The 25,077-nt window shown below is 57.6% G+C and carries 27 protein-coding genes and 4 pseudogenes; 21 read left to right on the top strand and 10 right to left on the bottom strand.

What is annotated here, in order from left to right:
* The first annotated feature begins 4 nt into the window (after window positions 1-4).
* The 14 genes and pseudogenes from AB6803_RS29930 to AB6803_RS29865 all read left to right on the top strand — a co-directional run bounded on the left by AB6803_RS29930 (window position 5) and on the right by AB6803_RS29865 (window position 14,849).
* Entirely contained in the window at window positions 5-2,956 is a 2,952-nt protein-coding gene (locus AB6803_RS29930; RefSeq protein ID WP_371112281.1) for a TAT-variant-translocated molybdopterin oxidoreductase, read from the top strand.
* On the top strand, window positions 2,953-4,290 hold the full coding sequence (gene nrfD / locus AB6803_RS29925) for an NrfD/PsrC family molybdoenzyme membrane anchor subunit (protein ID WP_371112280.1): 1,338 nt from the start codon (window positions 2,953-2,955) through the stop codon (window positions 4,288-4,290). The genes AB6803_RS29930 and nrfD overlap by 4 nt, the downstream gene beginning before the upstream one ends.
* Window positions 4,283-4,843, top strand: coding sequence for a DUF3341 domain-containing protein (locus tag AB6803_RS29920; protein ID WP_371112279.1), 561 nt, complete (start codon window positions 4,283-4,285; stop codon window positions 4,841-4,843). The genes nrfD and AB6803_RS29920 overlap by 8 nt, the downstream gene beginning before the upstream one ends.
* Window positions 4,840-5,373, top strand: coding sequence for a cytochrome c (locus tag AB6803_RS29915; RefSeq protein ID WP_371112278.1), 534 nt, complete (start codon window positions 4,840-4,842; stop codon window positions 5,371-5,373). Before AB6803_RS29920 ends, AB6803_RS29915 begins: the two co-directional genes overlap by 4 nt.
* Entirely contained in the window at window positions 5,370-6,431 is a 1,062-nt protein-coding gene (locus AB6803_RS29910) for a hypothetical protein (protein ID WP_371112277.1), read from the top strand. Before AB6803_RS29915 ends, AB6803_RS29910 begins: the two co-directional genes overlap by 4 nt.
* Window positions 6,428-6,829, top strand: a complete 402-nt coding sequence (locus AB6803_RS29905; protein ID WP_371112276.1) for a hypothetical protein — start codon at window positions 6,428-6,430, stop codon at window positions 6,827-6,829. Before AB6803_RS29910 ends, AB6803_RS29905 begins: the two co-directional genes overlap by 4 nt.
* Window positions 6,826-7,641, top strand: a complete 816-nt coding sequence (locus AB6803_RS29900) for an SCO family protein (protein WP_371112275.1) — start codon at window positions 6,826-6,828, stop codon at window positions 7,639-7,641. The genes AB6803_RS29905 and AB6803_RS29900 overlap by 4 nt, the downstream gene beginning before the upstream one ends.
* Window positions 7,638-8,579: a cytochrome c oxidase subunit II gene (coxB, locus tag AB6803_RS29895; protein WP_371112274.1), complete on the top strand. Its 942-nt coding sequence runs from the start codon at window positions 7,638-7,640 to the stop codon at window positions 8,577-8,579. Before AB6803_RS29900 ends, coxB begins: the two co-directional genes overlap by 4 nt.
* A complete protein-coding gene (locus AB6803_RS29890) occupies window positions 8,576-10,246 on the top strand; it encodes a cbb3-type cytochrome c oxidase subunit I (protein WP_371112273.1) in 1,671 nt (556 codons plus the stop codon). Before coxB ends, AB6803_RS29890 begins: the two co-directional genes overlap by 4 nt.
* Entirely contained in the window at window positions 10,239-10,874 is a 636-nt protein-coding gene (locus AB6803_RS29885; RefSeq protein ID WP_371112272.1) for a heme-copper oxidase subunit III, read from the top strand. Before AB6803_RS29890 ends, AB6803_RS29885 begins: the two co-directional genes overlap by 8 nt.
* Window positions 10,875-10,879: 5 nt before the next feature.
* On the top strand, window positions 10,880-11,155 hold the full coding sequence (locus tag AB6803_RS29880; RefSeq protein ID WP_371112271.1) for a cytochrome C oxidase subunit IV family protein: 276 nt from the start codon (window positions 10,880-10,882) through the stop codon (window positions 11,153-11,155).
* Between the two features lie 105 nt (window positions 11,156-11,260).
* Entirely contained in the window at window positions 11,261-13,045 is a 1,785-nt protein-coding gene (locus AB6803_RS29875; RefSeq protein WP_371112270.1) for a thiamine pyrophosphate-requiring protein, read from the top strand.
* A gap of 299 nt (window positions 13,046-13,344) precedes the next feature.
* A pseudogene (locus AB6803_RS29870) lies at window positions 13,345-13,759 on the top strand (alpha-amylase family glycosyl hydrolase); the annotation flags it as partial.
* A gap of 110 nt (window positions 13,760-13,869) precedes the next feature.
* A pseudogene (locus AB6803_RS29865) lies at window positions 13,870-14,849 on the top strand (TIGR03885 family FMN-dependent LLM class oxidoreductase).
* Window positions 14,850-15,239: 390 nt separating this feature from the next.
* Here the strand turns inward: AB6803_RS29865 and AB6803_RS29860 are convergent.
* Together AB6803_RS29860 and AB6803_RS29855 are read right to left on the bottom strand one after the other, a co-directional pair.
* Window positions 15,240-15,557: a gamma-glutamylcyclotransferase family protein gene (locus AB6803_RS29860; RefSeq protein ID WP_371112269.1), complete on the bottom strand. Its 318-nt coding sequence runs from the start codon at window positions 15,555-15,557 to the stop codon at window positions 15,240-15,242.
* Between the two features lie 260 nt (window positions 15,558-15,817).
* Window positions 15,818-16,639, bottom strand: coding sequence for a GFA family protein (locus tag AB6803_RS29855; protein ID WP_371112268.1), 822 nt, complete (start codon window positions 16,637-16,639; stop codon window positions 15,818-15,820).
* 363 nt (window positions 16,640-17,002) lie between these two features.
* Here AB6803_RS29855 and AB6803_RS29850 point away from each other — a divergent pair, with 363 nt between their 5' ends.
* Window positions 17,003-17,506: a sigma-70 family RNA polymerase sigma factor gene (locus AB6803_RS29850; RefSeq protein WP_371112267.1), complete on the top strand. Its 504-nt coding sequence runs from the start codon at window positions 17,003-17,005 to the stop codon at window positions 17,504-17,506.
* A 50-nt stretch (window positions 17,507-17,556) separates the two neighbouring features.
* On the opposite strand, the gene AB6803_RS29845 is transcribed toward AB6803_RS29850, so the two are convergent.
* Window positions 17,557-17,934, bottom strand: coding sequence for a response regulator (locus AB6803_RS29845; RefSeq protein ID WP_371112266.1), 378 nt, complete (start codon window positions 17,932-17,934; stop codon window positions 17,557-17,559).
* Window positions 17,935-18,280: 346 nt separating this feature from the next.
* Here AB6803_RS29845 and AB6803_RS29840 point away from each other — a divergent pair, with 346 nt between their 5' ends.
* Window positions 18,281-18,562 carry a DUF982 domain-containing protein gene (locus AB6803_RS29840; RefSeq protein WP_371112265.1) on the top strand — a complete coding sequence of 94 codons (282 nt, stop codon included), beginning with the start codon at window positions 18,281-18,283 and terminating at the stop codon, window positions 18,560-18,562.
* A 240-nt stretch (window positions 18,563-18,802) separates the two neighbouring features.
* On the opposite strand, the gene AB6803_RS29835 is transcribed toward AB6803_RS29840, so the two are convergent.
* The gene (locus AB6803_RS29835; protein ID WP_371112264.1) at window positions 18,803-19,213 is read right to left on the bottom strand and encodes a response regulator; all 411 of its coding nucleotides are present in this window, start codon (window positions 19,211-19,213) and stop codon (window positions 18,803-18,805) included.
* A 308-nt stretch (window positions 19,214-19,521) separates the two neighbouring features.
* Here AB6803_RS29835 and AB6803_RS29830 point away from each other — a divergent pair, with 308 nt between their 5' ends.
* Window positions 19,522-20,247 carry a Crp/Fnr family transcriptional regulator gene (locus AB6803_RS29830; protein ID WP_371112263.1) on the top strand — a complete coding sequence of 242 codons (726 nt, stop codon included), beginning with the start codon at window positions 19,522-19,524 and terminating at the stop codon, window positions 20,245-20,247.
* Here AB6803_RS29830 and AB6803_RS29825 read toward each other — a convergent pair.
* Window positions 20,244-20,489 (bottom strand): hypothetical protein, encoded by a 246-nt coding sequence (locus AB6803_RS29825; protein WP_371112262.1) that lies wholly within the window; start codon window positions 20,487-20,489, stop codon window positions 20,244-20,246. The genes AB6803_RS29830 and AB6803_RS29825 overlap by 4 nt on opposite strands.
* A gap of 346 nt (window positions 20,490-20,835) precedes the next feature.
* Between AB6803_RS29825 and AB6803_RS29820 the strand changes: the two are divergent.
* From AB6803_RS29820 to AB6803_RS29810, 3 genes and pseudogenes are all read left to right on the top strand, one after another.
* A pseudogene (locus AB6803_RS29820) lies at window positions 20,836-21,039 on the top strand (cyclic nucleotide-binding domain-containing protein); the annotation flags it as partial.
* Between the two features lie 63 nt (window positions 21,040-21,102).
* Window positions 21,103-21,411, top strand: a complete 309-nt coding sequence (locus tag AB6803_RS29815) for a helix-turn-helix domain-containing protein (RefSeq protein WP_371112289.1) — start codon at window positions 21,103-21,105, stop codon at window positions 21,409-21,411.
* A gap of 113 nt (window positions 21,412-21,524) precedes the next feature.
* A complete protein-coding gene (locus AB6803_RS29810; RefSeq protein WP_371112261.1) occupies window positions 21,525-21,803 on the top strand; it encodes a hypothetical protein in 279 nt (92 codons plus the stop codon).
* 55 nt (window positions 21,804-21,858) lie between these two features.
* On the opposite strand, the gene AB6803_RS29805 is transcribed toward AB6803_RS29810, so the two are convergent.
* The 5 genes from AB6803_RS29805 to AB6803_RS29785 all read right to left on the bottom strand — a co-directional run bounded on the left by AB6803_RS29805 (window position 21,859) and on the right by AB6803_RS29785 (window position 24,148).
* Window positions 21,859-22,302, bottom strand: coding sequence for a DUF421 domain-containing protein (locus AB6803_RS29805; RefSeq protein ID WP_371112260.1), 444 nt, complete (start codon window positions 22,300-22,302; stop codon window positions 21,859-21,861).
* A gap of 9 nt (window positions 22,303-22,311) precedes the next feature.
* Window positions 22,312-22,656 (bottom strand): hypothetical protein, encoded by a 345-nt coding sequence (locus tag AB6803_RS29800; protein WP_371112259.1) that lies wholly within the window; start codon window positions 22,654-22,656, stop codon window positions 22,312-22,314.
* 160 nt (window positions 22,657-22,816) lie between these two features.
* Window positions 22,817-23,593: an SDR family oxidoreductase gene (locus tag AB6803_RS29795; RefSeq protein WP_371112258.1), complete on the bottom strand. Its 777-nt coding sequence runs from the start codon at window positions 23,591-23,593 to the stop codon at window positions 22,817-22,819.
* Window positions 23,594-23,595: 2 nt separating this feature from the next.
* Window positions 23,596-23,895: a hypothetical protein gene (locus tag AB6803_RS29790; protein ID WP_371112257.1), complete on the bottom strand. Its 300-nt coding sequence runs from the start codon at window positions 23,893-23,895 to the stop codon at window positions 23,596-23,598.
* Window positions 23,896-23,986: 91 nt separating this feature from the next.
* On the bottom strand, window positions 23,987-24,148 hold the full coding sequence (locus AB6803_RS29785; protein WP_371112256.1) for a hypothetical protein: 162 nt from the start codon (window positions 24,146-24,148) through the stop codon (window positions 23,987-23,989).
* A 398-nt stretch (window positions 24,149-24,546) separates the two neighbouring features.
* On the opposite strand from AB6803_RS29785, the pseudogene AB6803_RS29780 reads away from it, so the two are divergent.
* A pseudogene (locus AB6803_RS29780) lies at window positions 24,547-25,027 on the top strand (DUF4142 domain-containing protein).
* Window positions 25,028-25,077: the final 50 nt, after the last annotated feature.

Genomic DNA, 25,077 nt, shown 5'->3' with positions numbered 1-25,077 from the left:
TCCAATGACCGGCTATCCATTCCCCAATGAGGCCATCCGCAAACAGCTCTCCGGCAAGACGGGGAGGCAATTCTGGCGGGATCTCGCCGAGCTATCCGAGACCGAGGTCTTCAAGCGGTTTGCGAGAAAAGAGTTCCCGGCGCTCCACAGTCGCGGCATCAGTCTTAACCGCCGCTCGCTGCTGAAGGTCATGGGTGCGTCGCTGGCCCTTGCCGGCCTGTCGGCCTGCAAGGGAGAGGAGGATGAGGCGGCACTTCCCTATGTCGAGGCGCCGGAAGGTGTCACGGTCGCTCAAGCGAAATGGTATGCGACGGCGGTCATCTTTGCCGGCTATGCACAGCCAGTACTCGGCAAGACATTCACTGGCCGACCCGTCAAGTTGGAAGGCAACCCGGATCATCCAGCGTCAGGCGGCGTTACCGACGCTTTCACGCAGGCAGCACTGCTTGGGCTCTATGATCCCGGCCGTTCGCAGGCCCCGCTTCACTTCGGCAAGCCGGCAGACTGGAATGCCTTCGATGCGGAGATGTCCGCAAATGCGAGCGCATTGGATAAAGCCCAGGGGGAGGGCTTTCGTTTGCTGACCGGCCCAATCAGCTCGCCGACCATGCTCCGGCAAATCAATAGCATGATGGAGCGCTGGCCGAAGGCGCGCTGGCATGTCTGCAATCCGGTTCCGGACGCACCGCGGCTGGCTGCAACCGCCCAGGTATTCGGCCGGTCGCTGGCGATGCATCCGGCCCTCGACGACGTCGAGACGATCGTGAGCCTGGATGATGATTTCCTCGGCCCCGGTCCACGGCAGACGCTCAACGCACGCCTCTTTGCCGATCGCCGTCGATTGCGCCAGACCCTGAAAGGTCAATGCCGCCTCTTCGTCGCCGAACCCACTCCGTCGATCACCGGCTCCGTCGCGGACATGCGGCTTGCCGCATCTGTCTCCGCAATGGATCGTCTGCTTCGGGCGCTCGGCAGGCGGATCGGGATGGACGGTCTCGGCGATGACGATCTCTCCGCAAAAGAACGGCGGTGGGTCGATTCCGCCTCGGATGCGCTCCGCGCCTCGCGGCGCAATGCATTGCTTCTCGTCGGCGCGCATCACGATAAGAATATCCAGGCGCTCGGGCTGCTATTGAACGAAAAGCTCGAAAGCCTCGGTACCACCTTGCGCTTCTCCGAGCCTGTCATTGACACACCGCCGGACGGCGCGCGATCGCTGGAGACCGTTGTTGCGGACATGCAGGCGGGCAAGGTTTCGACGTTGGCGATCATCGGTACCGATCCAGCCTACATGGCGTCGGCCGACCTCGATTTCCGGAAGGCTTTGAAAAAAGTAAGCCTCACTATCCACGCAGGGCTCCATGTCGACGAGACCGCGTCTCTCAGCCAATGGCATGCACCGCTTCAACATGATCTCGAAAGCTGGGGAGACGCGCGCGCCGCCGACGGAACCGTAAGCCTCATCCAGCCGCTCGTCCGGCCGTTTTATGATGTCCGCTCGGCGCAGGCAGTGCTCGAAAATCTGATGGGACATACGGCGGCCGATCGGGACATTGTGCAGCAGACATGGAAGGCCGCCTGGGGGGGCGGCTTCGACAGCCGATGGCGAGACAGTCTCAACCGCGGCCTCGTTGAAGGCAGTGCGTTGCCGCTGATCGTTCCCACGGTTACCGGCAGGAATATTCCTCCACCTGCGGCCCGCGCCGATGAAGGGCTGACACTCGTCATCCGACCCGATACCGGCGTCTGGGATGGTACGCTTTCGGAAAATGCCTGGGCCCAGGAGACGCCCCGGCCGCTCACCAAAATCACCTGGGGCAATGTGATCCTCGTCAGCCCGCAACTTGCGGCGGAGAGGACACTGAAAAACGGCGCGGAAGTGCGGCTCATGGCCGGCGGCGCCTCCATTAAAGGTCCGGTATGGATCCTGCCGGGACAGGAGGCGCATACGCTCGCCATTACCCTTGGGTATGGCCGGAAGATGAGGGACTCGATCGCGGCGAATCTTGGTTACGACGCCTATGCGCTCAGGCGATCGGATCAACTCTGGCACGGACACGATATCATGATCGAGCCGACCGGCAGGACGCTGACGGTGGCGACGACACAATTGCATCAGGCGATCGACGGCTTCGACTTCGTCCGCAGCATGGATCTCAGCCAACTTGATCCTCAATCGCGGCCGGATAGCAAGAAAGAGGCGCCATCGCTCTATCCGGACAGGTCGAAGTCAGACCCCTCCTGGGGCATGTCGATCGATCTTGATCTCTGTATCGGCTGTAATGCCTGCGTGACGGCCTGTCAGGCCGAAAACAACATTCCCGTTGTCGGCAGGGAACTGATCGTCGAAGGCCGGGAAATGCATTGGCTGCGCATCGACCACTACTACGAGGGGGATGTCGCCGAGCCGAAGTCCTATTTCGAACCGGTTCCCTGCATGCATTGCGAGCAGGCGCCTTGCGAAATGGGCTGCCCGGTCAACGCCGCCGTCCACAGTATCGATGGGCTGAACCTTCAGGTCTACAATCGTTGCATCGGCACCCGCACATGCTCATCCTATTGCCCCTATAAAGTCCGCCGCTTCAACTGGTTCGACTTTACCGGAAGCGATGCTGAATCCCTGAAGGCCATGCGCAATCCGGACGTGACGGTGCGCAGTCGCGGTGTCATGGAAAAATGCACTTATTGTGTCCAGCGCATCGCCGAAGCGCGCATCGTGGCCGACAGGGAAGGTCGGCCGATCCGCGATGGCGAGATTGTTACAGCTTGTCAGCAGGCCTGTCCGACCCAGGCGATCGCCTTCGGCAATGTCGCCGATCCCGACTCCGCCGTCAGCCGCCTGAAGGCTGGGTCGCGTGACTATACGTTGCTGGAGGAGGCCAATACACGACCGCGAACCACCTATCTCGCTCGTATCGAGGACAGGAATATCCTCAAAAAGGAGACCACGGGATGAGCGAGCCGATGGCAGACCGGAACGCGGCGGCTACCGCCAGGATTACGCAGATCCCGCTGAAGTATCCGGCGCCGATGGCTTGGTGGATCTGCTTTTCGGTCTCCTTGCTGCTGCTTGCCTGCTTCGTCGTCTCCGCCACCGTCCTGCTCGTCTATGGCGTCGGCGTCTGGGGCAACAATATTCCGGTCAACTGGGGCCTAGCGATCTCCAACTACATCTGGTTTTTGGGCATCGGCCACGCCGGCACATTGATCTCGGCGCTGCTGCTCTTGCTCAATGCCCATTGGCGCAACTCGCTGAACCGCTTTGCCGAGACGATGACGCTTTTTGCCGTCGTCTGCGCGGGCCTCTATCCGATCCTGCATCTCGGACGGCCCTGGTTTTTCTATTGGATCGCGCCCTATCCGAACACGATGACGATCTGGCCGCAATTCAAGAGTCCGTTGAGCTGGGATTTCTTCGCCGTACTGACTTATCTCACCGTCTCGGTGCTCTTCTGGTATATCGGTATCGTCCCCGATCTTGCCACCGTCCGCGACCGGGCGAAAAAGCGCTGGCAGCAGGTGTTTTATGGTCTTGCAGCGCTCGGCTGGCGCGGTTCAGCCAGGCATTGGGCACGCTGGAACCAGGCCTACCGCCTGACAGCCGCCATTGCCGTGCCCCTGGTGGTCTCTGTCCATTCGGAAATATCGCTGCTCTTTGCGGCCGGCCCGATCCCCGGCTGGAACTCTACGGTCTTTCCACCGTATTTCGTGCTCGGCGCGGCATTTTCCGGCTTCGCGGTCGTGGCGATGATCGCCGTGGTATTGCGCCATGCTTTGGGGCTCGGCGCGCTCGTTACCGGCCGGCATCTCGATCTGCTAGGCTGCTTCCTCCTGGCGACGGGATTGATGACGGGTTACGGCTATCAGGCAGAAGTCTTCGACAGCCTCTATGGCGGCGACATGCAGGAGGTGGGCACGCTGATGGACCGGTTGACCGGCGTTTATGCCTTTAGCTACTGGGGCGCCATCATCCTCAATTTCGTGCCGTTGCAGCTTCTATGGTTTGGCTCCGTTCGCCGCCAGCCGGTCCTTCTCTTTCTGATCGGGCTGTCGGTCACCATCGGCATGTGGTTCGAACGCTACATGCTGCTGACGACATCGCTTTATCGCGACTATCTGGTTTCTTCCTGGGGCGAATACCATCCGAGCATCTGGGAATGGGGGCTTTATGCCGGTATGCTCGGCGTCTTTCTTACGCCCTTCCTACTGTTCGTGCGCTTCCTCCCGGTCATCTCGGCTTTCGAGGTCAAGGAAGCGCTGCGCGAAACTGGGGAGTTGAGCCATGCATGAACCAAGCCCAAAGAGCGATGTTTTCGGCCTTCTGGCCGAATTCGACAGGCCGGAGCGGCTGATCGCAGCCGCAAAGCGCGCCCGCAAGGCGGGTTTCCGCGCAATGGAAGCCTATACGCCTTACCCCATAAATGAGCTGACCGATCTATTCGGTTTCAAGGAAAACATCGTGCCTTGGCTGACCCTTTTCGGTGGGATATTCGGCGCGGCCGGCGGTTACGGCCTGCAGCTCTATACCAATTATGCCTATCAGATCGAGATCGGCGGGCGGCCGTTATATGCCTGGCAGTCCTTTATTCTGATCACCTTCGAACTGACCGTGCTTTTCGCCGTGTTGTTTACAATCTTCGGCATGCTCCTGCTGAACCGCCTGCCGCGCCTGCATCATCCGCTGTTCAGCGTCGAGGCTTTTCATCTAGCGAATTCCGAAAAGTTCTTTCTCGTCCTCTTCAGCAATGACGTCCGCTTCCATCCGCAACGCACGCGTCGCTTTCTGGAAAGCTTGGGTTCGGTGCGTGTCGAAACCGTCGAACATACGGAGCAGCCGGAATGAGACGCGCGCTGCTCATCGTCTTGGTTGCCCTGCCGCTTGCGGCTTGCGACGACATGAACCATCAGCCGCGCTACGATTCCTATGAGAAAAGCATGCTCTTTGCCGATGGCAAGGCGTTGCAGGCGCCGCCGGCGGGGACCGTGGCACGTGACGATCCCGAACGAGACGCGGCTTTGGCCAATCGACCGGCCGTGAGCGGCAGGATCCTCCTTCGCGGGCAGGAACGCTTCGGCATTTATTGTGCGCCATGTCACGATGCGGCCGGTTACGGCAATGGCACTGTGCCGGCACGCGGCTTTCCACATCCGCCCAGCTTCCATATCGACCGGTTGCGCAGCGCGCCCTCGCGCTACTTCGTCGACATCATCACCAATGGTCATGGCGCGATGTATTCCTATGCCGATAGGGTTTCTCCCGCCGACCGCTGGGCGATTGCGGCCTATATTCGCGCACTCCAGCTCAGCCAGGATGCTCCCGCTGCAATTCTTCCGGCCGAGGATCGGGCACGACTTGAGGACGCCGGATCATGAGCCGTATCGAGGCGTTACCAAGTCGAATGCTGGCGATAAGCGGTGTCATGTTTTGCCTTGTGGCACTTGCCACCTCGTTTTTCTCGCCGGAAGCGGCGCTGACCGGCTGGTTGGCGGCCTTTGTCTTCATGAGCACCTTGCCACTCGGCGCCCTGTGTCTGACGATGATGATGCGCATCATTCCCGGTGTCTGGCGCGACGATCTGAATATGGTTGCGGAGCTGTCGTTGTCGCTGCTGCCGCTTCTTCTCCTTGCATGCCTGCCGATCATGATCGGTCTCCCATGGATCTATGAATGGGCGCGGGAGGCTCAGCTTGCCGCGTTCAAGAGAGTGTATCTGTCGACTATCTTTTTCGACATTCGAACCTTGGCAATTCTTGCAGGTTCGTTCTGGCTAGCATTGGCTCTGATCGTAAGTTCGCGCAGGTCATTGTCTATTGCCGCTTTTGGGCTTGTCGTCTTCGTGCCCTTGCATGGAATCCTGGCAACCGACTGGGAAATGTCGCTCGACCCGCAATTCCATTCCTCCGGCTTTGGGCTCTATATTTTAGCCGGACAGATGCTGACGGCGCTGTCGCTGCTGATCATTTTGCGGCTGTCGGCTGGCCCGGCAAGACAGCCCGGCGTGCTGGGTGCCTTGCTGCTCGCGGCGATCCTCTTCTGGGTCTATCTCGCGTTCATGCAGCATTTCATCATCTGGTCGGGCAATCTCACGCAGGGTGTCATCTGGTTTCAGCGTCGCGGCGCCGGCATCTGGGCGACGGCCGAATATCTGGTTATCTTGCTGCATCTGCTGCCGCTATTCCTGCTGTTCTTTCCACCGATCCGCCGGTCCCCCAGATGGCTGATCGGCCTGTCGCTTGCCGTTTTGGGCGGAAAGCTGCTGGAATATGCCTGGCTGACGATACCGGAGCTAGCGGTGCATGTGGGTCATGCAATCCTGGCTTATCTTTTGTCGCTCGTCGGGTTGATCCAGCTTGCCCTGGCGATCCTTTCCCGCTCCAGAGCCATCTTGGCGTGGCTGAGATCGAGGCATGCTGCGGAGATGTCGTCATGAGCGCGTTCGTTCGAAGGCTGAAAGAACCGAACGCCATGGCGGACTACGAGACGCGTGATGTCTCGCCACGCTTTGTCCTCGCGGTAGCTCTCGGATTGTTCTCCAGCATGGCGCTGTCGATCCTCTTGGTCTTCGGCATTCTTCGCTGGATCGTGCCGACCACGGAGCCATCCGCAACGATCTTCGGGGATCGGCAGGAGCGGGCCGGTCCCCGTCTCGCAGTATCGCCCGCTGCTGATCGTGATGAAGTTCAGCGTGAGGCCGAGGGTCGATTGCAAGGTTATGGATGGGCCGACAGGGCGGCGCAGAGCGCCCACATACCGATCGACCGCGCCATGGCGATCCTAGCCATTCGCGGCTGGCCGGATCAGGACGGGCAAGAGGAGGGAAAGCGATGACGCGTCGCGGCCTGATGCTTGTGTTCGCGTTTTTGGGGCTTGCCGCCGCCCAGGCAGCGGCAGCATCCTTCGATCCGTTCAGGGCCACTGGCATTGACCGCAAGCCCAATGCGGAGATTCCGCTGGAGAGGGCTTTTACGGACGAGGCCGGTCGCCGTGTGACGTTGCGCGAACTCGCCGGCGGCAGGCCCTTCCTCCTGGCCCCGGTGCTGCACAATTGCCCGAACATCTGCGGGGTAACCTTGTCGGGCCTCATGCAAGCAGTGGAAGAGCAGCCCTTCCGGCCGCCGCGCGATTTCACGATCGTCGCTTTCGGCATCGATCCCAAAGAGGGGCCAAAGGAGGCGCAGGCATCGCTCGATCAATTGCGACGCCGCTTTCCCGAGCTAACCGTCAAGGGCATCCATGCGCTGACCGGCGCGGCGCCCGATGTCCACACCATGACTGATGCGCTTGGCTACCGTTATGTCTGGGACCCGGACATCGGCCAATATGCGCATGATGCTGCTGTCGCCGTGCTGACGCCGGACGGACGATTGAGCCGTTGGCTTTACGGACTGGCTCCGAGGGGCACCGATCTGAAGCTGGCATTGACGGAGGCTGGAGATGGGCGGATCGGCGGATGGAGCGATCAGCTTCTGCTTCTTTGCTATCATTATGATCCGGTTACCGGGCGATATTCCTCGCTGATCCGCGTCATTCTGCAGTTCGCCAGTGGGGCGACGATGCTGACCGGCGGCGGGCTGATTGCCCATGCTCTGCTGCGCGAACGCCAGCATGTACAGGGGTCGACCAAGGGGAGGGGATTTTGAACTTCATTCCTCTCTGGCCTCCTAGCATTTCCGACTATAGCCATCAGGTGGACCTGCTGGTGATTGCGTTCACGGTGTTGATCGTATCTCTGTCTGCACCGGTCTTCATCCTCCTCGTCGTCTTTGCGGTCAAATACCGCCGCGGCAGCCCGGCGGACCGCAAGCATGCGACGAACCGGAACGTGGCGCTCGAAGTCTCCTGGTCGGCCATTCCCTTTATCGCCTTGTTGGGCTTTTACGTTTGGTCGATCGATCTGTTCGCTCGGCTTTACCGTCCTCCGGTCGATGCAATGCAGATCGATATCGTCGCCAAGCAGTGGATGTGGAAATTCCAGCACCCGGAAGGGCAGGCCGAGATCAACGAACTCCACGTCCCGACGGGGCTGCCGGTGAAACTGACGATGGCCTCTCAGGATGTCATTCACAGCCTCTTCATTCCCGCCTTGCGCATCAAACAGGATGTGGTGCCGGGCCGCTATACAACGACTTGGTTTGCCGTCGACAAACCCGGTGTCTATAGAATTGCCTGCTCGCAATATTGCGGAACCGATCATTCCGAAATGGCAGGCAGCTTCGTCGTGATGACTCCGACCGACTATGCCAGATGGCTGAGCCAATCCTCTAATGATCAATCGCTCGCCACCGAAGGCGCGGGACTTTTCCGCAGCCGTGGTTGCAGCGGTTGCCATGATCCCGGTTCGAGCGCGAGCGCGCCTTCGCTCGTTGGACTTTACGGCAATCCCGTTCCGCTGCAATCGGGCCAGACCGTGATCGCCGACGACGAATATATCCGCGATAGCATCCTTCTGCCGCAGTCGCAGATCGCGGCGGGGTATCAGCCGATCATGCCGACCTTCCAGAACGTGCTGAGTGAGGAGGATGTATTGAAGATCGTCGCCTATATCAAATCGTTGCGGCGGGGGGAGGCGACCCAATGACGAGCACCCTAGAGCAGCGTCCGAACCCCGCCAATCTCGAAGATCGCGGCCTGTCGGAAACCGAGACCGAACGCATCAGTTATCTGCGTGCTGGCCACAGTCTCAAATCTTGGCTGCTGACAACCGACCACAAGCGCATTGCAATCCTCTTTGTGCTGTCGATCACCTTCTTCTTTTTCATCGGCGCGATGGCGGCAGCGCTAATTAGGCTCGATCTGTTGACGCCAGCCGGCGATCTTTTGACCAACGAGGGCTATAATCGGGCTTTTACCCTCCATGGCGTCGTCATGGTCTGGTTCTTCCTGATCCCGTCGATCCCCAATACTTTCGGCAATTTCCTGATTCCGCTGATGATCGGCGCCAAGGATCTTGCCTTCCCGAAACTCAATCTCTTGAGCTGGTACATCTACCTGATTGCCGGCCTTTTCACCGTTTTCGTGCTGATCGCCGGCGGGGTCGATACCGGGTGGACCTTCTACACGCCGCTGTCGACTATGTATGCCAACGGCAATGTCATCCTCGCGGCGAGCGCCGTTTTCATCGTGGGCTTTTCGTCGATCCTCACCGGGCTCAATTTCATCGTCACCGTGCACAAGTTACGTTGCCCTGGCATGACCTGGAGCCGGCTGCCGCTCTTCGTCTGGTCGATCTATGCCACATCCATAATCCTGGTACTGGCGACGCCGGTGCTGTCAATCACGCTCGTGCTGATTTCGCTCGAGAGGCTCTTTGGTCTCGGTATCTTCAATCCGGCGCTCGGCGGTGATCCGCTGCTCTATCAGCATCTCTTCTGGTTCTACAGCCATCCGGCGGTCTACATCATGGTGCTGCCAGCGCTCGGCGTCGTCAGTGAACTCGTGGCTGCCGGCGCGCGCAAACCGATCTTCGGTTACCAGTTCGTCGCGGGATCATCAATCGCGATCGCCGCCCTCGGCTTCTTCGTCTGGGGGCACCACATGTTCGTATCGGGACAATCGATCTATTCGAATGCTGTCTTTTCCTTTCTAAGCGTCGCCGTTGCGATCCCCTCCGGCATCAAGGTCTACAACTGGACTGCCACGCTGTTTAAGGGGCATATCTCGCTCGATCCACCCTTTCTCTTTGCCATGGCCTTTATCGGCCTGTTCGTATTCGGCGGACTGACCGGGCTGATGCTCGCCATGCTGGCGATCGACGTGCATGTGCACGATACTTATTTCGTGATCGCTCATTTCCACTACATCATGGTTGGTGGCACGATATCGGCCTTTTTCGGCGCGCTGCACTATTGGTGGCCGAAGATCGTCGGCCGGATGTATCCGCTCGCCTGGGGGCGGGTGACCGCCATCTTCTTCTTCCTCGGCTTCAATCTGACGTTTTTCCCGCAATTTCTGCTTGGCTATCTAGGCATGCCGCGGCGCTACCATGTCTATCCGCCGGAGTTTCAGGTGCTGAACGTCATTTCGACCGGCGGTGCGGCGGTGCTCGGGATCGCCTACATCATGCCCTTTGTCTATCTCACCTATTCGATGCGCTATGGACAGCCGGCTGGCGACGATCCCTGGGGAGCGACGGGGCTCGAATGGAGCACACCATCGCCGCCGCCGAAGCACAATTTCAAGACTATACCGGTGGTCGAAAGGCCGCCCTACGACCACCAAACAGAGATGGGAGACGACGATGCCTGAGACGGTGGCGGTCACCGAACCCTATCGCGATCCGCATCAGCAGCATGATGCTGCGATGATGGGCATGTATATTTTTCTCGGCAGCGAGATCATGCTGTTCGGCGGCCTCTTCGCCGTTGCGGCCACCATGCGATTGGCACACGCCGCTGAGGTCGTCCAGGCGTCGCAAGCCATGCATTTCGGCATCGCCGGCTTGAACACGGCAGTGCTTTTAACATCGAGCCTGTTCGTCGCGCTCGCCATAGAGGCAGGCAAGGCTGGCAGGGCAGCCACGGCCGCCGGCTGGCTTGCCGGCGCGGCTATCTTCGGCCTCTGCTTCCTCGTCATCAAAACTTACGAATACCACACGGAATTCACCGAGGGTTTGTTGCCGGTGCCGGGTGTCCAATCCAGTTATGCCACAAGCGTTCAACACCTCTTCATGAACCTCTATTTGGTCGCCACCGCCCTGCATGCCTTGCACCTGACAATCGGTATCGTGCTTCTGCTGGTTCTGGCGCTTCAAACGGCGCGGGGCGCGATACCGTTGCCGCGGCGGTCGATCATCCTGATTACAGCGGGACTTTACTGGCACTTGGTCGACGTCATCTGGGTCGTTCTCTACCCCGTCTTCTATCTGACGAGGTGAACGAAATGTTGCGCCTCGCCAATCCACTTGTCCTGATCTGGAGCGTTCTGTTGCTCCTGCTTGCCGCGACAATCGGCAACAGTTTCCTGTTGGGCGGCGCAATTGGCCTCATGGTTAGCCTATCGATCGCGGTGGCCAAATCCGCTCTTATCTACTGGCGCTATATGCATCTGAAAGAGGAGACGGCACTTGCGAGGATCGCAGCGCTTACCGGCGCCGCCTGGCTATTGATCCTGCTGCTCTTCCTCTGCGTCGATTATCTCACGCGCTCCCTTGCATGATTGAGCCCGGCAAATCGGGATCGATGGGAACATACTCTTTGCCTACATGTTGGGTCGCTGCCAATGGCGGTGAGAAACCGCATACTGCGAGTGGAGATATATATCATGGCGAAAACTGTGGGCGATTTCATCGTGGCACGCCTTTATGACTGGGGCGTCCGACGCATGTTCGGCTATCCCGGGGACGGCATCAACGGGGTATTCGGCGCATTGAATCGGGCGGATGGGAAGATCGAATTCATCCAGGCGCGTCATGAAGAGATGGCCGCCTTCATGGCGTCCGCCTATGCGAAATTCTCCGGTGAACTGGGCGTCTGCATTGCCACATCCGGTCCCGGCGCCACGCATCTGGTGACCGGTCTCTACGATGCGCGGCTGGATCACCAGCCGGTGCTGGCGATCGTCGGTCAGCAGGCACGCCGCGCCATTGGCGGCCACTATCAGCAGGAGGTCGATCTTGCGTCGCTGTTCAAGGATGTCGCCGGCGATTTCGTTCATCAGGCGGCAGCACCTGCGCAGGTGCGCCATTTGGTCGATCGGGCCGTGCGCATCGCGCTTGCGAACAAGACCGTTACCGCCATCATCCTGCCGAACGACCTGCAGGAAATGCCGTATGAGGAGCCGCCGCGCAAGCATGGCTCGGTCATGTCCGGCACCGGCTATGTCGCACCGAGGATGGTGCCGCATAAGAAAGACCTCGAGCGCGCAGCCGAGGTGTTGAATGCCGGCAAGAAGGTCGCGATGCTCGTCGGCGCCGGCACGCTCGGCGCCACGGACGAGGTCATCGCCGTCGCGGACCGGTTGGGTGCGGGCGCGGCCAAAGCGCTGCTTGGCAAGGCGGCCCTGCCGGATGATCTTCCCTGGGTTACCGGTCCAATCGGTCTTCTGGGAACACGGCCATCCTGGAACCTGATGCGCGATTGCGATACGCTGTTGATGATCGGCTCCGGATTTCCCTATTCCGAATTCCTGCCCGAGGAGGGCGATGCCCGAGGCGTCCAGATCGATATGCGGCCAGACATGCTTTCGCTACGTTACCCGATGGAGGTCAATCTTGTCGGACATGCACGCGAGACCCTGCGGGCGCTCCTGCCGCTGCTGAGACAAAAGCAGGACCTGTCCTGGCGCGAAGAGATAAAAGCTAATCTCGACGATTGGTGGAAGACGCTCGAAGCGCGTGCCTTTGCGGAAGCTGATCCCGTCAATCCGCAACGCGTCGCCTGGGAGCTATCGCCGCGCCTGCCGGACGGCGCGATCGTCACCAGCGATTCCGGCTCCTGCGCCAATTGGTATGCGCGCGACGTGCGTATGCGGCGCGGCATGATGGCGTCGCTTTCGGGTGGTCTTGCCTCGATGGGCGCGGCCGTTCCCTATGCTATTGCTGCCAAATTCGCGCATCCGGATCGGCCGGTCATTGGCCTGATCGGCGACGGCGCCATGCAGATGAACAATATGGCTGAGTTGATCACGGCGGCCAAATACTGGAGGAATTGGAGCGACTCGCGCTTTATTATCTGCGTGCTCAACAACGAAGACCTGAACCAGGTCACCTGGGAGCAGCGGGTCATGGAAGGCGATCCCAAGTTCGACGCCTCTCAGCGCATTCCCGATGTCCCCTATCATCGTTTCGCCGAGCTGATTGGACTGAAGGGCATTTTCGTCGATCGACCCGAAGATGTCGGTCCCGCCTGGGAGGAAGCGCTGACGGCGGAACGACCCGCCGTGCTGGAAGTCAAGACCGATCCGGAAGTGCCACCGATGCCGCCTCATCTCACTTTCGAGCAGATACGCAATCTTACCACAGCCCTGATGGAGGGAGATCCTCAAGAGAGTGGGGTGATCAAGGGCACGGCGCGGCAATTGCTCGAGGCCATCCTGCCTGGGCGCTGAAATAGATGGAGCTGGAAGCTGCGGATGCAACGCCAGCCTTGAGCTTGTTGCGATTTTCATCATTGTCTGCGCTCTCGCTACCTGTTTCATCATCCATGATCATCTCGGTGAGCCCTGCGGCTGAGGCCTATAGCGCGATGACGTCGCCACGGAATCCTTGAACCCTCCGGGAGACTTGTTCTGACCGTCGCCTCAGGAACAAAAAGCTTTGTAGCTTGTTCCAACTGCGGGACCCGTGTTGCGTGCTGGACGAAAGCGGCCGAGGAGACGGCATGCCTCGACTGAATATTCCGTGATATATAGACGCGGTCATCTATGGCATCGATGTCCAGAAGGTTTTCCGATGGTAATAATGACGGCATTGGCGATTTTATCGGCCTGCGGCAGAGACTGCCGTATCTCCGCGACCTCGGCGTCACCTGTATCTGGCTGCTGCCTTTTTACGGCAGTCCGGATCGCGACAATGGTTATGATGTCAGTGATTTCTATGCCATCAATCCTAAAGTCCGGACTCGCGCCGATTTTCTTGATTTTGTGCATAGCGCCGGCGAGCACGGCATCGGGATCATCATCGATGTTGTCGTCAACCATACCTCTAACGAGCATCCGTGGTTCGAGGCTGCCCGGCGGGACAATCATCCCCGCTACCGTGACTATTATGTATGGAGCCCCCACCCGCAGCCGGTCGAAGTCGGCGCGGTCTCGATCTTTCCCTGTTCTCCTGCTACATCTTCGCGGCAATGGCGAAGGAAGAGGGAGCTTTGATTCACGAAGCATTGAGCCTGCTTCCAAAGCCGCCGCCCTTCTGCGGCTGGGCGAATTTTCTGAAGAATCTTGACGATGCGTCGCATGAGCAGTTAACCCGCGCGAGCTGATCGATTACGCCCGCCTCGCCGAACAAGCCGGGTTTAAGGCCGTCATGTCGTCGGATCATTTCGCCCCCTGGAGCGAACGGCAGGGGCAATCGGGCTTTGCATGGGCATGGTTCGGCGCGGCAATGCAGGCGACGACGCTGCCGTTCGGCCTGACCACGGTGCCATCGGGTTGGCGCTACCATGCAACGATTACGAGCCAGGCATCCGCCACTTTGGCGCAGCTATTCCCCCGCCGCTTTCCATGGATGGCGGTCGGAAGCGGCCAGGCCCTGAACGAGCATGTGGTCGGCGAGCCTTGGCCCGGCAAAATCGCAAGAGATGCGCGATTGCGCGCCGGTGTCGAGGTCATCCGCGCGCTTTGGGCGGGCCAGACCATCACGAGATCCGAACCCATCAAGGTGAATGAAGCAAGGCTTTATACGCTGCCGGACAGGCCGCCTCGGATCATCGTCGGCGCCCTTTCAGTCGAAACCGCGCGGCGGGCCGGAAAATGGTCCGATGGACTGATCACTATCAACCAGGCTCGCGGAAAGCTCGTTGAAATCATCGATGCCTTTCGCCTCGGAGGCGGGGTGGGAAAGCCGCTCTATCTGCAGGTGCATATTTCCTGCGCCGCGAGCGAGGAGGAAGCCTTGGCCAATGCGTTCGAGCAATGGTGCAACAACGCGGGGACCGCAGCCGTCGCCGAGACCTTGCGGCCCCCGGAGCAATTCGACGAGGTATGCAAGAGCGTCCGTCCGTAGGACATGCATCGGCATGTGCGGATTTCCGCCGATATCGGCCGGCACGTCGAATGGCTGAAGGATGATGCCGCGTTGGGGTTCGAGGAGATATATATCCATAATGTCGGCAAGAACCAGCGCGAGTTCATCGAGACTTCCGGTACGCATGTCTTGCCGACAATGGAAAGAAATCAGACGATCAGGTGACGTTGATCGACGGCAGAACCGACATCTCCTCGTTGCGCTGCCTCAGGGGTAGACTTTATGTTCGGCTTCCGGCGGATCTGCTTCCCAGCTTTTGGTCGAAAGGAGATTATCGTCCATGACCAGAAGTCTGCGCCCGCCGAGGCGAGGATATCCGTTTGTGAGTTCCTGAGCCATATTTTAAATCTGGAAGGCCGTTCTGGCATGCCACTATCTGTTAGCTGAGTTGCAGTCATGGGAGCCTCTTCAAGCTGTCGCGGAACTGGCAAGTGCGGGATTGCCGGTGTAACCATGTCGGACGATAAAATGTTCCGACCGGTCGGCTTGCGGAGGAGAGTGACGGAGGAGAGTGGTAGCTCAATGAAACGGACCGGCATTCGGGGATTTTATCATTCATCCCATTTGCCGCGATCTCTCGCCGCGTTGCTCCGGTGGAATGAAACGGCGGTCTTCATATGCGGAAAGGTATTGGGAATGTATCGGTCTCGCTAGACTGCGAGGCTTGAAATAGGCAAAGGCGGTACAGGGATCGCCGCCAGCTACCGGTTCGATCTCGACCGAGCCACGGAAATGTCCCGGCTTGCCGATCGATTCCAGTCGGTCGAGATTGTGCAAGGTCGGCCCGTCAACGTTGTAGAGCTCTCCTGTGACGATCAATCCGGTTCCCGGTTCAAACATCATGGGTGCAAACCAGCGGCCGGCGATCAACATGGGATAGGGCTCCCGCGTTCGGAAGGGGCGCGTTGGTTTGCGCGAGCCAGCCCCTGCTCGTGCAGCGCAAAGCCCTTTTCAACGTTCCGAAAACGAATAGGTGATTGATTGTCGACATGCACGTTCCCAAGGGGTTGCTGTCATTCGATGAAAGCCTTCCAACCCTCAGTGTTCGGTTGTTGAGGCTGCGACCGGGTTGTTCCGGTCGATGTCTATGTCGCCGGATGCCTGCCGACGACGGAAGCACGATCGAGCGCTAACTAGAATCGCTCCTTGGTTTCTTCCTCCGGCAGTCCGGCGCCGCAATCCGCCCATGGCAGCCTGCTTTCGATCCCGTAATGTCCGCTCGGGCTTACACGCTCCGGATGGTCGAGCGTGCCTGCGGTCAAGCGAATGAAGTCGCTATCGTCATACTGCAGAAAGAGCGGGGATCCGCATTCGGGACAGAAGCCGCGTTCCGCGATCGGCGAGGAACGGTAGACGGCTGGTGGAGCGCTCCACACGATTTCGGATAGTTTTGCGCGCACGAGTACGGCAAAGGGCCCGCCCGTCGCCCGGCGACACATCGTGCAGTGGCAATAGCCGGCAGCTAACGGAGCAGTACGAAAATGATATCTTCTTCTGCCGCATAGGCAGCCGCCAGTCCAGTCCTGTCGAGAGATCGCAACGGCATCCGACAGAATCTTGAGGCCTTCACGGTACTTTTCGGTGTCGCCGCCGATCTGCTGCCGTTGCCAAAGATTGTCTTCGAGATCTGCCTTCTTTACGGGCCGCGCTATGACATCGCCGATCGCGCGGCGAACGAAGGTATCCTCGTTTTCGCCGCTCCGTCTGGTGAGAGCGTCGAGCGCGGCGAGTATTGTGGGAGAAAAGCCGAGCTGCCGGAGACGATCGATGGTCCAGCCAGGGCCTTTCTCGACGACATCATGCAGATAGGCCACGATTTTTTGGTCGCCATCCGAAACAGCCGACGCGACGCGGCAACAATGCTCGAAGTATCGATTGCCGAGTTTATCGGTCTGACCTGCATGGGTTTCGGCGGCGATCTCCATAGCTTTGGCCAATTGGTCATAGGGTAGCATTGTCAATCCTCTTGCCGCATGACCGACCAAACCCAGAGGATGTCAGGATGTTCCCGGTTCGCTTGCCGAAACCGGGCAGGATATGTCGAAGTTTTTTTGAAACCGCACGGAACAAGCTTGCGACGTGTCCGTTGATAAAAAATGCGAAAAGCACTTGGGAAGCCGGCGGTTAGGTTCGAAGGCAGCATTATGTCGACCATCGAAACTCGAGGCTGCTCATTCAAGACCAAAGATAGCATCTGCCTGGCGTTTACCAAACGCAAGGGCTGGTACCTATGTTGTGGCGCCCGCATTTTGTGCGACCTCCAGGATTTCAATCCTATGCTGCGACATTGTTGACGATATGGCCAGAAGGAGAATGCCGTGATCGAAATATCCCGATCCGACGGTCTGCAGACCGAGATTGTTGAGCTCATTCCAGCTCTTCGCGCCTTTGCCAGAACGTTCCATAGAAACTCTAGCGACGCGGACGATCTTGTTCAGGAAACGTTGACAAAAGCGCTCGCCAATCTCGAGCAATTCGATCCAGGCACGCGACTGAAATCGTGGCTGTTCACCATTATGCGCAATACATTCTGCACGAAATTCCGCATCGCCAAGCGCGAGGGTCCGGGCGCCAAGAAATGTGTCTCGGGTGTCGGTATCGCGCAGCCGTCGCAGGAGTGGACGATCCGTGCAAAGGAGCTGGAGCGGGCTTGTAACCTGCTGCCTGAGCCTTATCGGGCTGTGCTGGAATATGTGGTGATCGAAGGCCGATCCTATGACGATGCGGCACAGAAATTCGGTTGTGCGATCGGTACGGTAAAGAGCCGCATCAACCGTGCTCGCCAGCAGCTTGCCGCCCAGCTCGACGAGGAGATACATTGACTTGGTCACAAATAGCCGTAGCGCTGCTAAGATGCGTTGGCGGGAAGTCTCTAAGTATCCAGCTTTCGCCCGCCAAAGAGCGCCTTGGCGATGTGTTCGATTTCGACGGCTTTGTCACATAGGACGAAGCCGGTAAACTTTGCGGGCGGAATATCTCCCGTCGCGAATACATAGGGGAGGCCCAGACGTTCAAGCGCCTCTACTACAGGGAACACGGCTTCTGGGTCGAACTGAATGTCAAGGATCGCCGCATCCGCGTCGCCGATCAATTCCAGGGCACGCTTGATATCCCCTGTAGGGCCAATTAAAACACAGCCCAGCTCCCGCAATCTACGGCGCGGCTCTTCGGCGAGCAGATATTCATCCTCAACGATCAAAAGCCGTTTGCCCGAGAACATCTGACTGTATGTTGCCGTCGAATCATTCATCTATTGAACCAGATTGAGCATGCCATTTTCTAGGTGGCTTCATGTGAACTGAACCTGAACCATGCGGCCACTCTTACTTCTTCACTTTCAGCATGAATTTTCATGGACGGGTATACAAGCCGGTCCTCGACGGATCCCAGGCATGATTCTCGGCCAACGAACCTTTGGCGGCACCGGTTGTTCCCGAATTCCAGAGCGGCAATCTGGAGAGATGATGCCAACCGCCCGGAAAATTGGGCTATCTTTTTCTGCGCGAACAGAGATCCCGTTCTAGGGAACAACAGGTTCCGTTCCTTGTTCGGCTACCAGATATCAGGATAGCCAACCATAGTATCAGGATAGCCAGATGAACGAAATCATCGATGATGTCAAATTTAAGATGCTCTGGAATGCACCGGTTCGCGTGGTGGTGGCTGAACGTCATGCTTCCTTCGTTCATGGACCGGAAGATGCCCTTTATTTCCTCTCGGTCCGATGGCCGTGCGAAAGAGGCGTATATTACGTCCGGGCGAGGGAAAAATGCTTTGCGGCAATTTCCCATCGTACAACCATGGACGCCGCTCGCGAGGCGTTTGTGATGGCTTGTCTTAATGCGCACCTAGTACGGGACGACGGATATTCACAATGAAGAAGAAGCGAGAAGACTCACCATGCAATGATGAGGAGGCCTATGAACTCGGCAGATAGGCTATGCCAAGGGTGCGAGTGGTGAAAACAATCCCTTTCCCCTAGATGATCCCCGCCATGACGACTGGGCGCATGGCGTTCTAGACAGAAAATCAGAAGTGATCAAACCGTGCCTCGGCACCCTGAAAGTTGAAGGTTTTTCCGTCTTCAAAGGACACCGCATGCGCGCGCACCGCTAGTCTCATGACACTGATGGTGAGCTTCTAAAAGCAATACAGCCGCCAGGGCGTTCAGCGAGACAAGCAGTAACACATTCAACTAAAATATCCGGTGTACTGGGCTTCATAACCCCTCGCGCACCCTGAAACACCGCCGCCTCCGGCCCCGAAGGTCGCTCGCTACCGGAATGAACGAGGAAGCGTATCCTACTTCTCCTCATCTTGTCGACGATGTTCGTGCAATCGCCGTCTCGTAACTTGATATCCAGGATCACCAGGTCGGGATTATGCGCTTCTAGCCATTCCTCCGCCTCTTCACAGGAGGAGATCGTCGTCACGTTAGCGTAGCCGGCATCCTGCAATACATCTTCGATATCGAGCGCTATCAGCGGCTGATCCTCCAAAAGAAGAACAGATGTGCCAGAAATACCCATTCATCCTCCCCAACAATAACGAAAAACGCGCGTGGTCAGTGAGTGAATTATATCCAAAAAAAAGATCAACGGGCGGTCTGTCATATACCGTACAAATATTCGCATTCGCTGTTGAAAGTGCCAGCCCGACGTGCAGTCGATGGGAATTTGGACGCAGAATTGCTTCTGAAATAGAAATGTCAAAAACGTACAAAGCTGATGTGGATTATGGCGAAGCTTCTCGCTTTGTCGCATAAGCTACCTATACCGTCTTAGTGTATGATCGACTGGTATGAGAGCGGGCTCTTTCCCGAATGGGAGGAATCCAGATGCCCTCATTCACGCAAGCTTCAGTTCGAAACAGGCTGCTCAAGGCTCTTCCTGAGGCTATCTTCCATCGGCTGGAACCAGATATGGAGCTGGTCGATCTTCCAACAAAACAGGTGCTTGTTGCAGCCGACGAAGTGACCAGCCACGTCTGTTTCCTGGAAAGCGGATTGGCGTCAAAGGTCGCGTTGAGTTCCGATAATGAGAGCATCGAGATCGGTCACATCGGCAGGGAAGGTGTAAGCGCCGCGCATATTATGCTCATGGCTGACAGAACCCCAAACACTACTTTCATGCAAGCGCCAGGCAGCGGCATACTCGTGCCGGTCTCGAAATTCATGCCAGTCTTCGAGGCGGATTCGGACACCCGTCGTTTCTTTCTTCGATATATCCATGCGTCCCAATTGCAGCTTGCGCACTCGGCTCTCGCCAACGCGCGTTACAGCATGCATGAGCGGCTGGCCCGATGGCTCTTAATGTCCCATGACCGCATCGATGGCGACGATCTGCCGTTGACGCATGAATTCCTGTCGCTGATGCTCGGCGTCCGCCGGTCCGGCGTCACGAATGAATTGCACATTATCGAGGGGACGCGCGCGATAAAAGCCACGCGCGGCAATGTGCGCGTCCTGGACAGGGCCAAGCTGGAGGAGATTGCCGGTGGGTGCTACGGCCTTCCGGAAAGGGAATATGAGCGGCTGCTCGGCCTGCCAATCAGGTCTGCCTAACGTTCACGCCTAACGGTGCTCGAAAACGGGATCATAAGCAAAATCCCTCCAGTTTCACTACGAATCTCGATTTCTCTGCTAGATATGTCGGCTCCGCGCAAGACGGCTTCACTCATGAGAGTTCGAGCATCTGTAATCGCCTCCGTTCTGGCATCTTGGAGGCTCGCCAACTCTGTACCCTCATGATCTGAAATGACGCCTGTGGGAGTGGCGACGTCGAAAAAAAACGCGGCATTGGTCACTCCTCTATCACCCGAAACTCATATGGGACCCATATGTTCCGGAAAATATGAGCGGTGTATGCGAAGCACATGCTCGTACATCAAGTAAATGTCTCTAACTATTTCTCGGTGGGTGTCGACAGCAACGAAAATTGTGGGACGCAGGTCGCGCCTTGCTGCACACTGCATCAGCGGAAAACTCAGCCGAGTTCGCGCCGATGGAGCAGTTCCCATGAAGATCCGACCATTGATATTGAAGCTTGAGCATTTCGACACGTTGTCGAAGAGGAAAAACGGCCCTTGAGAATGCCGTGGAAAACGTGGCCGAGTACCGACCAAAGCAGTCGATCGTCTTAAAGGTGAAAGACTCAGCCATGTGCACTTGCTCGTCAGCGGATGGGCGGGTCGGTATAGGATTCTTGCCCACGCCAGGCGCCAGATCATGACGCTCTTGATTCCGGGCGATCTTTGCGACGTGCAGGTTATGCTTCTTGGTCGAATGGATCATTCCATCGGCACCCTGTCGGCATGCCGGATCCTGTGCCTGCCCCTCGATAGCCTGTCGCGCCTGCTGCGACAGAATCCGGGTCTTGCTCGCGCTCTTTGGTGGCCGACCCTCGTCGATGAGGCGATTTTGAGGGAATGGCTCGTCAATATTGGCAGGCGCTCATCGGAGATTCGGCTTGGCCATCTGATCTGCGAGATGCTTTTGCGGTCGAGAGCTGTTGGATTGGCCGATGGCGATGTGTTTGATCTACCTCTTATACAGGAAGAATTGGCCGACACGATAGGGTTGACACCGGAGCATATGAGGTGTCTGCAAACCTTGCGGGGGCATGGGCTCATCGAAAGTGTGGGCAAGCGTGCCCTAATTGCCGGCTTTGGCAGACTGGCCGCCTTCAGTGGTTGTGATCCACACTATCGCCATCAGGCAAAAGGCTAAATCAACCGTCGGGAGCATCCTCACGGCTTGCGTTGCGGTATCTCTGTCCGATTCCGTACCGGAACGCGACGGCAGCTACTTTCATTATCAAATTGTTGAGAACGGAGAAGCCGATGAGTATGACCCGAGCCGGCGCCACGCCCGCGTCAGAACATGACAACATCCGTCAGATCGAGCATCTGTCCTCAGAATTGCATGCAATGGCGCGGCGGTTTTGCCGATCGCAAGACGATGCTGATGCTCTGGCTGCGGAAACGATCTCAAGAGGCAAGATAGTGCTCGATCGATCATCCGACACCGGCGAGATGAACCTGCAACTCTTCAAGATCATGAGGGAGATTTTCTTGGCGAAATATCCATCGGAGCACTCCTGGGGTGTCAAAGATATCTAAGGACGAGCCAGCCGAAACTCCGTGGAACCTGTTAGTTCTCCAGCGATTTGAAGCTTTAGCGCTTCTTAATGATGCTGATGTTGCCGCTGGTCTCGAGGATCGCGAATTTGATATCCTTGACCGTTTCGATACCGTCCTTGGCGCGAGCTGCTTCCATGACATCATCCTTTTGCAACCGACATCCACGGAGTGCCTTCTCGTCGTATACGCCATCGATGACAAGGATTGTCGGAGTACCATCCACCACCCGGGCTGTGCGGGGAGACCAACGCTTGATGTAGGATAAGACAATATCCGTGGTAAACAGCGTCAAAATCAACAACACGGCGTTGGTAATCGAAAAGTCGTCGCCCAGCATCGCCTGTTGGGTGGTTTCTGAGATTACCAGGACGATCACCAGATCGAAAGGCGTCATCTGCGCCAGCGTACGGCGGCCGGATAGCCGAATGATGATCAGCAGCGTCAAATAGATCGCAAGTCCTCTGATAACAGCATCCATGGTTGCGCCTCAGGGAAAGATAAAGTTCGAATATTCGGCAACGTCGCCATCGATGCCGAGCAAGAATTTGTGGAAGCCGGGCGATTGACCCTGCAGGCGCAGAATCACCTGCGTGGGACGGGAAGGATCGCTCGCAAAAACGTAGCCGATGCGCCCACCCTTGGCCGAGATCGCCTTCTGCGGCGGATCGACATTCTCGATCGAAAAAATCTCAAGAAAGCGCGAATCCAGGATCAGAGTCTTGTCCGACGTTGACGGGGAAAATCCGACCTTTAGTTCGTCTGGCGCATCCCATCTTGATATGGCGGGATATTCGATGGAGCCGCCCTCCTGGTCAAGGTTCGCGCGTGCCAAAGGCCCGCTTCTACCGAAGAGGCCAAGTAGACATCCGACAAGGATGAGTGCGAATACGATCCATGCCGCTCTTTGAACGATCCAGACCGTCCGCTGGAATGGCCCATGGTCGGAGATACCTTCCGGAAATGGAATTTTCTTTTCGCTCATTGCGGCTGCGTCATCGTAGGAGACCCTGTGCCCCATCGATCCAGATCGGCGTCCCCGTGATGTGGCCGGAGCGCTCCGACGCCAGAAAGGCAATGAGATTCGCCACGTCCTCGCTACGACCCGGCGCTCCGCCAGTAATCGGTACCTGCCCCTCGGGCCATATAACCGGAATTGCTGTTTCGTTTTCGTGGCGTATGCTGGTGCTGGCATCTATGTTGGTATCGATCGCACCGGGGCAGATGGCATTGACGCGTATGCGATGATGGGCAAGCTCTAGCGACAGCTGTTGCATGATCGCGACTTGAGCGGCCTTCGTGGCCACATAGGCGGTTGCGCCGGGTGTGGTGAACGTCCGCGTGCCGTTGATCGACGAAATGATAATGATGGAGCCGCCGCCGGTTCGCTTTAAGTGTGGAACAGCGGCATGAAGTGTCAGATACGTGCCGCGAAGATTAACGTCGATCGTTCGATCCCATTCCTCCGGCTTTAGGTCGTCGATCGGTGCCCACGTCCCGTTAATGCCGGCGTTGGCCACGACCACGTCCAAACGGCCGAATGCCTTCACAAGGTGCCCGACCGCCCCATGCATTTCATCTTCCAGCCCGACGTCGGCCTGTAGCGCCAGCGCTTGACCTCCGGCATCGGATATTTCGGAAACGACGGCATCTATCTTTGTTTGGGTGCGTCCGAGCACTCCAACGGCAACCCCCTGCTTCGCAAGCAGAATTGCCGCAGCTTTACCAATCCCGGATCCACCACCTGTTACCAAAGCCACTTTCTCCGCCATCGTCAGCTCCGGTCTGTCACTGTCGCCGACAACGAACCGGATGTGCGGCTTCCATCGCCCGCTTCAAAATTTCCATTGCTCAACGCATCATAGCGATTGACGCTTCCGCGAGCTGGGATATCCGCGTCAAATGTCGCAAGCTGAATCATGACGGCTTTTGCATGAGCAATTGCGTTCTCTTCATTCAGGTTGCCGTCGGAATTGCTCATGGTGAGGGATACCATCTCATTACCTTCGCCGATGAATTCGACAGTGACTGCCGAGCCGCTCATGGATATGATGCGCGTTTCTATCAACTGCATGACGTCCTCCTTTAGGTTATGATGTAACCGTGAACTCGCCATGAAGTTCCCCCCGTGGCGCATTCCGGCACGGAGAGCCTGCGCTTACATCTCATTGTGACTGGTCGAGGGCATGCGGCGACGGCTGCCCAGGACGCTCGGTGGCGCGCTCACGAAAGGTCAGTACACCGGCGACAAGGATGCAGGCGATGACGACAATCATCACGATATAGATTATCAACGCGCAGTATTTCCCTGGCTCGAAAGATGGCATTGCCGTTCATCCTTCCGTTTCTGGCAAGAGGATTCGAAGGTTCGAACATCGGGTGATTTCGAATGTTCCTGGCTCGATACAAGCAAAGCGGTCGGTTCGGGGCGGAGCACAAAATCAAGCTTTTCGAAAAACTGGATTACGGCTAGCCTGGCGGCATGCTGCGTGAAAAAATAACGCCACGCTGCGTAAGCAACAAGCACGAATCCACCTAATTGCCATCGGCTTTCTGTCTGCTGCTAGCCATCCACATCAGTCGGTTGGTTGACGGCAGAACTGGCGGACCGTTGATGATAGCGGACTTTTCGCTCAGGTTTCCGGAACAATGTGAGGAATGCCTTGTTCGAATCGTACGAAAGGAGAACCTCATGAGAAAGATCATTTTGGCTGCCTCCATCGTCATGGCGGCGACATCGGCATTCGGCCAGTCCTGGGGTCAATTCACTTGCTGGCACTCCTCCAAAAACCGAGGATTTTGTGAAGGAGGCCGCATCGAGCGACACTTTCGAAATCGAATCCAGCAAGCTTGCTCTTGAGCGCGCCGATGCAGCGACGAAGACCTTCGCGCAGCAGATGATTGCGGACCATCAGAAGACCACGACGGAAATGAAACAGCTCATCGACAACGGTAAGGTAAAGGCAACCCTGCCGACCGCGATGGCGGCTGCTCAACAGCGGATGCTCGACAAGCTGAAAGGTTTGCAGGGTAACGAATTCACCCAGCAATATCATTCGGATCAGGAAAACGCACATGAGGATGCCGTCGATCTGTTCAAGCGGTACGGAGCAGAGGGCGAAAATGCCGATCTCAAGGCTTGGGCGGCAAAGACGGCCCCAGCCCTGGAGCATCATCTCCAGATGGCCGAAGATTTGAACAAATAGCCGCCGTTCCGCGTACCTGCCTGAAGGCTAATTTCTTCCCTATGATCACC

This window comes from Rhizobium sp. RCC_161_2 (assembly GCF_041355235.1).
In the GTDB taxonomy this organism is placed as follows: Bacteria; Pseudomonadota; Alphaproteobacteria; order Rhizobiales; family Rhizobiaceae; genus Rhizobium.
This window is presented reverse-complemented; position numbering and strand designations above follow the sequence as displayed.

Excerpts from the sequence above, each read along its gene's own strand:
- AB6803_RS29930 (WP_371112281.1), top strand. The coding sequence starts at position 5 with ATGACCGGCTATCCATTCCCCAATGAGGCCATCCGCAAACAGCTCTCC.
- nrfD (WP_371112280.1), top strand. The coding sequence starts at position 2,953 with ATGAGCGAGCCGATGGCAGACCGGAACGCGGCGGCTACCGCCAGGATT.
- AB6803_RS29920 (WP_371112279.1), top strand. The coding sequence starts at position 4,283 with ATGCATGAACCAAGCCCAAAGAGCGATGTTTTCGGCCTTCTGGCCGAA.
- AB6803_RS29915 (WP_371112278.1), top strand. The coding sequence starts at position 4,840 with ATGAGACGCGCGCTGCTCATCGTCTTGGTTGCCCTGCCGCTTGCGGCT.
- AB6803_RS29910 (WP_371112277.1), top strand. The coding sequence starts at position 5,370 with ATGAGCCGTATCGAGGCGTTACCAAGTCGAATGCTGGCGATAAGCGGT.
- AB6803_RS29905 (WP_371112276.1), top strand. The coding sequence starts at position 6,428 with ATGAGCGCGTTCGTTCGAAGGCTGAAAGAACCGAACGCCATGGCGGAC.
- AB6803_RS29900 (WP_371112275.1), top strand. The coding sequence starts at position 6,826 with ATGACGCGTCGCGGCCTGATGCTTGTGTTCGCGTTTTTGGGGCTTGCC.
- AB6803_RS29890 (WP_371112273.1), top strand. The coding sequence starts at position 8,576 with ATGACGAGCACCCTAGAGCAGCGTCCGAACCCCGCCAATCTCGAAGAT.
- AB6803_RS29885 (WP_371112272.1), top strand. The coding sequence starts at position 10,239 with ATGCCTGAGACGGTGGCGGTCACCGAACCCTATCGCGATCCGCATCAG.
- AB6803_RS29880 (WP_371112271.1), top strand. The coding sequence starts at position 10,880 with ATGTTGCGCCTCGCCAATCCACTTGTCCTGATCTGGAGCGTTCTGTTG.
- AB6803_RS29875 (WP_371112270.1), top strand. The coding sequence starts at position 11,261 with ATGGCGAAAACTGTGGGCGATTTCATCGTGGCACGCCTTTATGACTGG.
- AB6803_RS29860 (WP_371112269.1), bottom strand. The coding sequence starts at position 15,557 with ATGTTGATCGCCGGCCGCTGGTTTGCACCCATGATGTTTGAACCGGGA.
- AB6803_RS29855 (WP_371112268.1), bottom strand. The coding sequence starts at position 16,639 with ATGCTACCCTATGACCAATTGGCCAAAGCTATGGAGATCGCCGCCGAA.
- AB6803_RS29845 (WP_371112266.1), bottom strand. The coding sequence starts at position 17,934 with ATGAATGATTCGACGGCAACATACAGTCAGATGTTCTCGGGCAAACGG.
- AB6803_RS29840 (WP_371112265.1), top strand. The coding sequence starts at position 18,281 with ATGAACGAAATCATCGATGATGTCAAATTTAAGATGCTCTGGAATGCA.
- AB6803_RS29835 (WP_371112264.1), bottom strand. The coding sequence starts at position 19,213 with ATGGGTATTTCTGGCACATCTGTTCTTCTTTTGGAGGATCAGCCGCTG.
- AB6803_RS29830 (WP_371112263.1), top strand. The coding sequence starts at position 19,522 with ATGCCCTCATTCACGCAAGCTTCAGTTCGAAACAGGCTGCTCAAGGCT.
- AB6803_RS29810 (WP_371112261.1), top strand. The coding sequence starts at position 21,525 with ATGAGTATGACCCGAGCCGGCGCCACGCCCGCGTCAGAACATGACAAC.
- AB6803_RS29805 (WP_371112260.1), bottom strand. The coding sequence starts at position 22,302 with ATGGATGCTGTTATCAGAGGACTTGCGATCTATTTGACGCTGCTGATC.
- AB6803_RS29795 (WP_371112258.1), bottom strand. The coding sequence starts at position 23,593 with ATGGCGGAGAAAGTGGCTTTGGTAACAGGTGGTGGATCCGGGATTGGT.
- AB6803_RS29790 (WP_371112257.1), bottom strand. The coding sequence starts at position 23,895 with ATGCAGTTGATAGAAACGCGCATCATATCCATGAGCGGCTCGGCAGTC.
- AB6803_RS29785 (WP_371112256.1), bottom strand. The coding sequence starts at position 24,148 with ATGCCATCTTTCGAGCCAGGGAAATACTGCGCGTTGATAATCTATATC.